An 8,408-nucleotide genomic window follows, 5' to 3' on the forward strand; every position below is an offset into this window, starting at 1 on the left:
AAAGGGCACGGCCTTGCCAAAAAGAAGGAGGCGCCTCATTGCTGAGGCGCCTCCTTAGAATATCTGTTACAAAAAATGATTAAGCGAAGCGGGGTTTCAGTTCCTCTACCAGCGCTACCATTTTCTTCAGGCCGTCTTCGGGCAGGTTGCCTTTTTTGAACTCACCGAGTACTTCGGGCAGCCTTACTTCCATTTCGTGCAGGAAGGCATCCTGGAAAGCAGCTACGTTCTTCACGGGTACTTCGCGGAGCAGGCCGTTGGTACCGAGGTAGATGATAGCCACTTGTTTCTCCACGGAGAACGGGCTGTATTGCGGCTGTTTCAGGATTTCCACGTTACGGGCGCCTTTATCCAGAACGGATTTGGTAGCCGCATCGAGGTCACCGCCGAATTTGGAGAACGCTTCCATCTCACGGTACATCGCCTGGTCGAGCTTCAGCGTACCGGATACTTTCTTCATGGATTTGATCTGCGCGTTACCACCTACACGGGATACGGAGATACCCACGTTGATGGCGGGACGGATACCGGCGTTGAACAGGTTGTTCTCGAGGAAGATCTGTCCGTCGGTGATGGAGATCACGTTCGTCGGAATATACGCGGATACGTCACCAGCCTGGGTTTCGATGATGGGCAGCGCGGTCAGGGAGCCGCCGCCTTTCACCAGGTGCTTGATGGATTCCGGGAGGTCGTTCATTTGTTGGGCGATGTCGTCCTTGTTGATCACTTTCGCTGCACGTTCGAGCAGGCGGCTGTGGAGGTAGAACACGTCACCAGGGTACGCCTCGCGTCCGGGAGGACGGCGGAGCAGCAGGGACACCTCGCGGTAAGCTACGGCTTGTTTGGACAGGTCATCATAGATGATCAGTGCGGGACGGCCGGTATCGCGGAAGAATTCGCCGATGGCCGCGCCTGCGAACGGAGCGTAGAACTGGAGGGGAGCCGGATCGGAAGCGGAAGCCGCAACGATCGTGGTGTAGGCCATAGCGCCGCTTTCCTGCAGGGTTTTCATCACACCTGCAACGGTGGAGGCTTTCTGGCCGATCGCTACGTATATGCAATAAACGGGTTTGCCCGCTTCGTAGAATTCTTTCTGATTGATGATGGCGTCGATGCAGATCGCGGTTTTACCGGTCTGGCGGTCACCGATTACCAGCTCACGCTGGCCGCGGCCGATGGGGATCATGGCGTCAACGGCCTTGATACCGGTTTGCAGCGGTTCTTTTACGGGTTCGCGGTAGATTACACCGGGAGCTTTACGTTCCAGGGGCATTTCATACAGTTCGCCGGTGATGGGGCCTTTACCGTCGATCGCTTCGCCGAGGGTGTTAACCACACGGCCAACCAGGCCTTCACCCACCTTGATGGAAGCGATCTGGCCGGTACGGCGAACGGTGTCGCCTTCTTTAATAGTTTTATATTCACCCATCATTACCACACCCACGTTGTCTTCTTCCAGGTTGAGGGCGATTGCTTTAACGCCGCTCTCGAACTCTACGAGCTCACCGGAACGAACGTTGTTCAGTCCATATACACGGGCGATACCGTCACCCACCTGCAGTACCGTGCCTACTTCTTCCAGTTCCGCGGAAGCGTTGAAGTTGCTCAGTTGCTGGCGTAATATCGCCGAAATTTCGTCTGGTTTAATGTCAACCATTGTTATGCTTTTTAAAGAGTCGTTAAGGTTTGTTGTTATAACGACAACAGCTTTGCGGTTACGCAGCGGCTGCTGTTAATTTGCTATTACTTAGCGGATTTCGGAAACGTAAATGTTCTTGAGGAACTGTTTCTTGATGTCCTTCAGGTCGCGCAGTACGGAAGCGTCGAACAGCGAGTTGCCGGTTTCCAGTACGAAACCGCCGATCAGGTCGGGGTTTACCTGCGTTTCCAGTTCGATCTTGCGGCCGGCGGAAGTTTCCACCTTCTCGCGGATCAGGTTCAGCAGGGATGCTTCGAGCGGAGCGGCGGAAGTCAGTTTCACGCGGGCGATGCCCTTGAGTGCGTTGTACTGCTTCTGGAACTCCCCGGCGATCTCGGCGAGCACGCTTTCACGGCCTTTCAGCGTCACCAGGCGGATGAACGCGGAAGTGATGCCGCTGATCTTGCCGTCGAGGATGGCGCCCAGGATCTTGACCTTTTTGTCGGCCTTGATGATAGGGCTTCTCAACAGCGCTACCACATCGGCATTGGTGCGGGTGATGGACTGCAGCAGCAGCATGTCGCCATGCACGGCTTCCAGTTCATTTTTGGCCACCGCCAGGTCGATCAGCGATTTCGCATACCTGTTTGCTAAACGGGGATTCTGCATATTCTTTTATTCAGCCGTTTTAATTAGTTCAGTTTGATTTCGCCTGCCAGTTGCTTGATGTAAGCTTCCTGGTTGGCTTTGTCGGAAAGTTCTTTGCGGAGTACTTTCTCGGCTACCTCGATCACGAGCGTGCCCACCTGGTTCTTCACGTCGGTGAGAGCCGCCATCTTCTGGTTTTCGATCGCTACGGAAGCCTCGGCGATGATCTTCTTGGCTTCAGCCTGCGCCTGCTCTTTCGCTTCGCGGATGATCTGGTCCTTCGCGTCTTTCGCTTCTTTCAGGATAGCGCTGCGCTCGGCTTTCGCCTCGGCCAGCACATGCTCGTGCTCGGCTTTCATCTGCGCCATTTCTTCCTTCACGCGCTCAGCAGTGGCGATGGAATCGGTAATGGAATCTTCCCTTTCTTTCAGGGTAGAGAGGATGGGCTTCCAGGCAAATTTCTTCAGGATCAGGAATACGATAATGAAGATGATAAGAGAGATCGTGAATAAGCCTAAGCCAGGCATCAACAAATCCATATAATCAGTTATTTATGAGTTGTGATTGTTCGGAAGATTGAATTACTGCATCCCTTGCCCTTTGCGCCGGATGCAGTAAAAAGTTTCTGCGATTACAGTACTACCGCCAGCAGACCCGCGATAACGCCGAACAGGGCAACACCCTCTACCAGCGCCGCAGCCAGGATCATGTTAGCACGGATGTCGTTAGCAGCTTCGGGCTGACGAGCGATGGATTCCAGCGCGCTCTTACCGATGTTACCTACACCGATACCAGCTGCGATAGCAGCAATACCAGCACCAACAGCACCACCAGCTTTAGCCAGGCCAGAAGCGGATTCAGCAGCCTGCATCATTACAGTTAAAAGTTCCATGATGAATTGTGTATTTGAATTTTAGATTAAACAGATTAATGGTGATGATCGCCCTGGTGTTCCATCGCCTGGCCGATAAATACCGCGGTCAGGTTCGCGAAAATGAACGCCTGGATAAACGCTACCAGCAGCTCCAGCATCATCATCACGATGTTGAACACGATCGTGATCGGCAGGAAGCCGTAACCGGCCACTTTATTCAGGGAACCAAATATAAACACCAGCGAGATAATGCTCAGGATGATGATGTGCCCCGCCAGGATGTTCGCGAAAAGACGAATCATCAGCGAAACCGGCTTCGTAAACACACCGATCAGCTCCACCGGCGCCAGGATCACCTTCACACCGCCCGGTACGGGAGGATTGAAGATGTGGGCCCAGAAGTGACGGTTCGTTGCCGCCATCATGGCGATAAACGAAATCAGTGCCAAAGCAGCCGTTACCGCGATGTTACCCGTCACGTTCGCCGAACCGGGAACGAGGCCCAGCAGGTTGTTGATCAGGATAAAGAAGAAGATGGTCAGGATGAAAGGCACATACTTCTCACCCTTCGCGCCCGGAATGTTCGGACGAACTACCTCATCGCGCATAAAGATGATCACCGGCTCCACCAGGCTCTGGAAACCTTTCGGGGCCTGACGGTGACCGCGGATGCGGTACGCCTTGGCCACCTGCAGCATCAGGAACACCAGCAAAGCAGACCCAAACAACAGGAACGCAATGTTCTTGGTGATGGACCAGTCGTAGATCTTCTGCCCGGTCGGGTTGTCGTTCGCATCCACTTCGATAATGCTGCCCTCAGGATACTGCGCCGCAGTCAAACCTTTGGATGCCAGGTAATGCCCGTCCACCAAACGGTACCCCTCATACGAGTCGTGACCGTGGTGAAACTTCGAGGAAGAAAACATGGACATGCCACGCTCAGGATGGTAGATGATGACCGGCAAAGGCACCGTCACATGGGTCTCGCCCAGGTCAACAATGTGCCAGTCATGCGCGTCCTTAACGTGACCAAGGATTACTTCCTTCGCATTAAAACCTTTCTTTTCTTCATGGCCGTCAGATGCCAGGGCCGTGGTAAATGTGCCGGATACGGTGATGAAAAACACCGTTATCAAGGCTACCAGCTTATATTTGAACCGATTCAAGGAAAACACAGTTTTCTGAAATTTTGTGCAAAGGTAACCGATTTTATATTAAATAGTATGAGCCGGTAAAAAAACTGACGAGGATCATATCGCCCCTCCCCCATACCTCCAACCTCCTCATTATCAACCTGTAAAAAGAATAAGGCCCCCCGTCCCGGAGAGCCCTCACACTTCTTTGCGCACCGCTTGATGGTATTTTACCACCCCGCAACCCGGCACCCTAATTTATACGTCAATCCTCTTATTAGAAATAATGATAATGCGCTCACCCTCAGGCCGTATTCGCCGAGGCCTGGAACTGCATCATGTACAATTTATGATAATAACCCTCCCGCTTCAACAACTCCTCATGCGTTCCCGCCTCCCGGATCTCACCCTTATCCAGCACAATGATCAGGTCCGCCTTGCTGATCGTACTCAGCCGGTGCGCTATCACAATCGCCGTGCGCCCCGCAATCAGCTTGTCGATCGCATGCTGGATCAGCTGCTCCGATTCCGTATCCACCGACGACGTCGCCTCGTCCAGTATCAGCACCGCCGGATCATACAACAACGCCCGGATGAACGAAATCAACTGCCGTTGCCCCAGCGAAAGGGTGCTCCCCCTTTCCATCACCGGGTAATCGTACCCGCCCGGCAACCGCAGGATGAACTCATGCATCCCGATCAGCTTCGCCGCACCTTCCACCTGTTCCCGCGTAATATTGGGGTTCCGCAGCGTAATATTTTCATAAATAGATCCCGAAAACAGGAACACATCCTGCAACACCACGCCGATCCGGCTCCGGAGCTCCGCCAGCTTGTAATCCTCCAGCTTCACCCCGTCGATCGAAATCGTCCCTTTCTGGATCTCGTACAAGCGGTTCAGGATACTGATGATGGTCGTTTTCCCGCTGCCGGTATGCCCCACCAGCGCGATCGTCTGCCCCGGTTTGGCGTGGAAACTGATATCCTTCAGCACATACCGGTCGTCTTTATAGGCAAACCACACCCGGTCGAACCGGATGTCGCCCTTCATGTCTTTGGCGGAATGCGTCCCGTTGTCGGGCATGAATTCCTCGCTGTCCAGCACCTTGAACACCCTTTCGCTCGCCACCATCCCCATCTGCAGGGTATTGAACTTATCGGCCAGGATACGGAGCGGGCGGAAAAGCATGTTCAGGTACATGATGAATGCGATCATCACGCCCTGTGTCACTTCATAATTCAGCACCATGTTGGCGCCCCACCATACCATCAACCCCAGCGATATCGCCAGGATGATTTCCACCACGGGGAAAAACACAGAATACGCGAAAATGGCGTCGATATTGGCCTTGCGGTGGTCCTTGTTGATCGTGCGGAATTTCCCGAACTCCCGGTTCTCCGCCGAAAAGGCCTGCACCACCGTCATACCCGTGATGTGCTCCTGCACAAAGGCATTCAGCGCCGCCACGGCATTCCGCACCCGGTGGAACGATTTGTTCACCGCTTCTTTGAACCAATAGGTAGCCAGGATCAGCACCGGGAACGGGCTCAGGCTCACCAGCGTCAGCCGCCAGTCTTCCGCGAACATCACCCCCAGGATCGCCAGGATCATCAGCACATCCGCCACGATGGAGATGATGCCTTCGGAAAAAATATCGTTGATCGCTTCAATATCGTTGATGGTCCGCGTGGTCAGCGTGCCGATGGGCGTACGGTCGAAGAATCCCAGGTTCAGCTTCACCACTTTCTTGTACACCGCTACCCGCAGGTCTTTGATCACCGATTGCCCCAGCCAGTTCGTGATATAGGAAAAGAAAAAACGAACGGCCGTTTCCAGCAGCAGGATACCGATCTGCACCAACGTGATGATCATCAGCATCTGCGCCCACTGGTTCGTGATGTATTTGTCCACCGTCTGCTGTATCAGCCAGGGCCTCACCGGGGAGATGAGCGCCAGGGCCACCGTCAGGAACATGGACAGGTAAAAATAGCGCCGGTAGGGTGCCGCAAAGGAGAAAACCCGCTTCAGCAAACTGAAGTCAAACACCTTCTTAGCCTTGTCTTTATTCATTCCTGTAAAAGTAAACGCTAATTCCCAAAACGCAAAAAAGGGAGCAGCGCTCCCTTTTTCACAATCAGTTTCCGTCTTTCATCACCTGCCGGTAAGCCTTGATGAAGATGGCCCCGAGGTTTTTATGCGGCGGCACGTAGTCGTCGAACAGCGCCTTGTTGGCCCCGTCTCCCGCAAACTTACGGCTGAGCCCGGCCCACATCTGCACCCAGTCTACGTTCTTGCCCGCGCGCACCAGGTCTTCCAGGCTGCGGATGATCGGCTCGTTCACCCAGCGGGTGCCCACCTGCTTCGAGGAAATAATATGCGCTTCGGGCGCCTTTTCCAGTACGGTGGCCAGGTTATGGTAACCGCCGCAGGAGCCCAGCACCACGATGCGCGCCGTGCTCTGCAGGTTGTCGAGCGTGGTGTTCACATGGTAGCTATGCCCGCGGTGGATAAAGATCGTGGGGTGGATATCCTTTTCGTCGAGGTACTCGCCCAGCTTCTCGATCGCCGTTTTATCCTCCGGCTCTTTCAGCGGGTTGTTGGCGTAGATGGTCGTAGGCTTGCCTTTGGCCGAAGTGATGGTGGTCCAGTAGGTATTCTTCGTCACGTTCCACTCCCCTTTCGGGAAGTTGCCCATGAAGCTGGCGTAGGAACTGATCCCGTCTTCGTCACCGTAGAAGAACACCTGCTGGTAAATCCGGCCGCTGTCGCTACCGCTGGGCAAGGTATTGAATTCCACGTAGTTGATGGGAGGCAGCTGCAGCTTGGAGCTCATGTCGGATGCCCAGGAGCTGTCGGTACCATGGCCGTTTTCCATGAAAATGCTGTTGAGCAGCGAGTAGATCGTGATCCCGCGCTTGTCGTTTTTCGACTGCACGAAATGCAGGTTCTTGCGCACTTCTTCCCGGAGGAATTCCAGCAGCTTCTCGTCGCGGATCGAGCCGAAGGAGTTGGCCACGTCCACCGCGTCTTCCAGGTCTTCCGTCTTCTCCAGGCTGCGGACGAACTTCACCATCAGGTAGTTGGCGTTTTCGGTGTCCATCGAGCGGAGGAAGTTATCCAGGGTATTGAAACCCGCCGCCATGGCGATGAATTTCTTGAAACGGTCGAAGCTCACGAGCATCAGCAGGCTGTCGCCGCGGGGCGGCTTCATGCGCAGCATCATCTGGTCGTACAGCCCCTGCTTGGCGGCGTTGGTGTAGCTGGATGTATATAATTCTTCCTGGCCGTTGATGATCAGGTAATACAGTTCTTCGGGCGTAAAATCCTTCACGATGCGGAAACGCACGGCGTGGCTTTCGTCGTGCAGGTCGTTGATCTCGCGGATATACCGGAGCGATTTGGCTTTCATGTTCTCCTGCATGGCCTTGAGCCCCATGATGTTGGCGCCTTCCGCTTTCTTTTTCTGAAGCACGATGGAGGTGCTGACCATCAGCCGGAAATAGCTGTCATCGTTATCCACGGCCCTTTCCAGCTCGGGGATGGTGGCGGAGCCGTCCATCAGCTGGTCGATGAAGGGCATGAGCTTGGTGGACATGCTGCTCCTGCCGATGGAAACGATCTGCTGCACGAGTGGATCGGGGTTGCGGCGGATGGCGGACGCGGTGGGGGTGTACGACGTGGCGTAGGTGAGCACCTGGTTGGGGTACTTCCTGGCCACGGCCGCCACCACGGAGTCGGTCACGTTGTATTCGAGGTAGGGGCCGAGCTTGGGCATGATGTCTTCCAGGTTCCTGAAAGCGAACTTGGCGAACATTTCCCCACGGGCTTCCTTGTAACCGGGGTTATCCTGGAAGGCCTCGATGGTGCGTTCCCCCGCTTCGAAGCTCAGTTTCCTGGCCACGGGGTAAATGCTTTTGCCCTGGATATCGGCGCGCATCATCTGGTGGTAGGCCGAGATCATGGCGGGCGCCTCCTCGGCGTCGATACGGTTGTATGCGCGTTTGAGATTATAGTCGCGGAGGGTTTGGTGGAGACCGGAAAGGTATTTCACTTTCAGGCGGTGGTCCAGCGCGGTGTCGCGCTCAATTTCCACCTGTAAGTCGTCCACCATTT

At 54.6% G+C, this 8,408-nt stretch carries 7 protein-coding genes; all 7 read right to left on the reverse strand.

Going from position 1 to position 8,408, the window contains the following annotated elements; genetic code table 11:
• Positions 1 to 79 precede the first annotated feature (79 nt).
• Entirely contained in the window at positions 80 to 1,657 is a 1,578-nt protein-coding gene (gene atpA / locus Q0510_RS22345) for a F0F1 ATP synthase subunit alpha (protein WP_298716667.1), read from the reverse strand.
• A gap of 90 nt (positions 1,658 to 1,747) precedes the next feature.
• Positions 1,748 to 2,308: an ATP synthase F1 subunit delta gene (atpH, locus tag Q0510_RS22350; RefSeq protein WP_298716670.1), complete on the reverse strand. Its 561-nt coding sequence runs from the start codon at positions 2,306 to 2,308 to the stop codon at positions 1,748 to 1,750.
• A gap of 23 nt (positions 2,309 to 2,331) precedes the next feature.
• Complete coding sequence (atpF, locus tag Q0510_RS22355) at positions 2,332 to 2,814, reverse strand: F0F1 ATP synthase subunit B (RefSeq protein ID WP_298716672.1); 483 nt, start codon at positions 2,812 to 2,814, stop codon at positions 2,332 to 2,334.
• 104 nt (positions 2,815 to 2,918) lie between these two features.
• A complete protein-coding gene (gene atpE / locus Q0510_RS22360) occupies positions 2,919 to 3,179 on the reverse strand; it encodes an ATP synthase F0 subunit C (RefSeq protein ID WP_126244254.1) in 261 nt (86 codons plus the stop codon).
• 35 nt (positions 3,180 to 3,214) lie between these two features.
• Positions 3,215 to 4,327, reverse strand: coding sequence for a F0F1 ATP synthase subunit A (gene atpB, locus Q0510_RS22365; protein WP_298716683.1), 1,113 nt, complete (start codon positions 4,325 to 4,327; stop codon positions 3,215 to 3,217).
• A 271-nt stretch (positions 4,328 to 4,598) separates the two neighbouring features.
• Entirely contained in the window at positions 4,599 to 6,365 is a 1,767-nt protein-coding gene (locus Q0510_RS22370; RefSeq protein WP_298716686.1) for an ABC transporter ATP-binding protein, read from the reverse strand.
• A 64-nt stretch (positions 6,366 to 6,429) separates the two neighbouring features.
• On the reverse strand, positions 6,430 to 8,408 hold a 1,979-nt coding region (locus Q0510_RS22375; protein WP_298716689.1), incomplete at its 5' end, for a hypothetical protein.

The organism is uncultured Chitinophaga sp., assembly GCF_937874145.1.
Lineage (GTDB): Bacteria > Bacteroidota > Bacteroidia > Chitinophagales > Chitinophagaceae > Chitinophaga.

Bases quoted from the DNA above. Each gene is read 5' to 3' on its own strand.
- atpA (WP_298716667.1), bottom strand. From the start codon at position 1,657: ATGGTTGACATTAAACCAGACGAAATTTCGGCGATATTACGCCAGCAA.
- atpH (WP_298716670.1), bottom strand. From the start codon at position 2,308: ATGCAGAATCCCCGTTTAGCAAACAGGTATGCGAAATCGCTGATCGAC.
- atpF (WP_298716672.1), bottom strand. From the start codon at position 2,814: ATGCCTGGCTTAGGCTTATTCACGATCTCTCTTATCATCTTCATTATC.
- atpE (WP_126244254.1), bottom strand. From the start codon at position 3,179: ATGGAACTTTTAACTGTAATGATGCAGGCTGCTGAATCCGCTTCTGGC.
- Q0510_RS22370 (WP_298716686.1), bottom strand. From the start codon at position 6,365: ATGAATAAAGACAAGGCTAAGAAGGTGTTTGACTTCAGTTTGCTGAAG.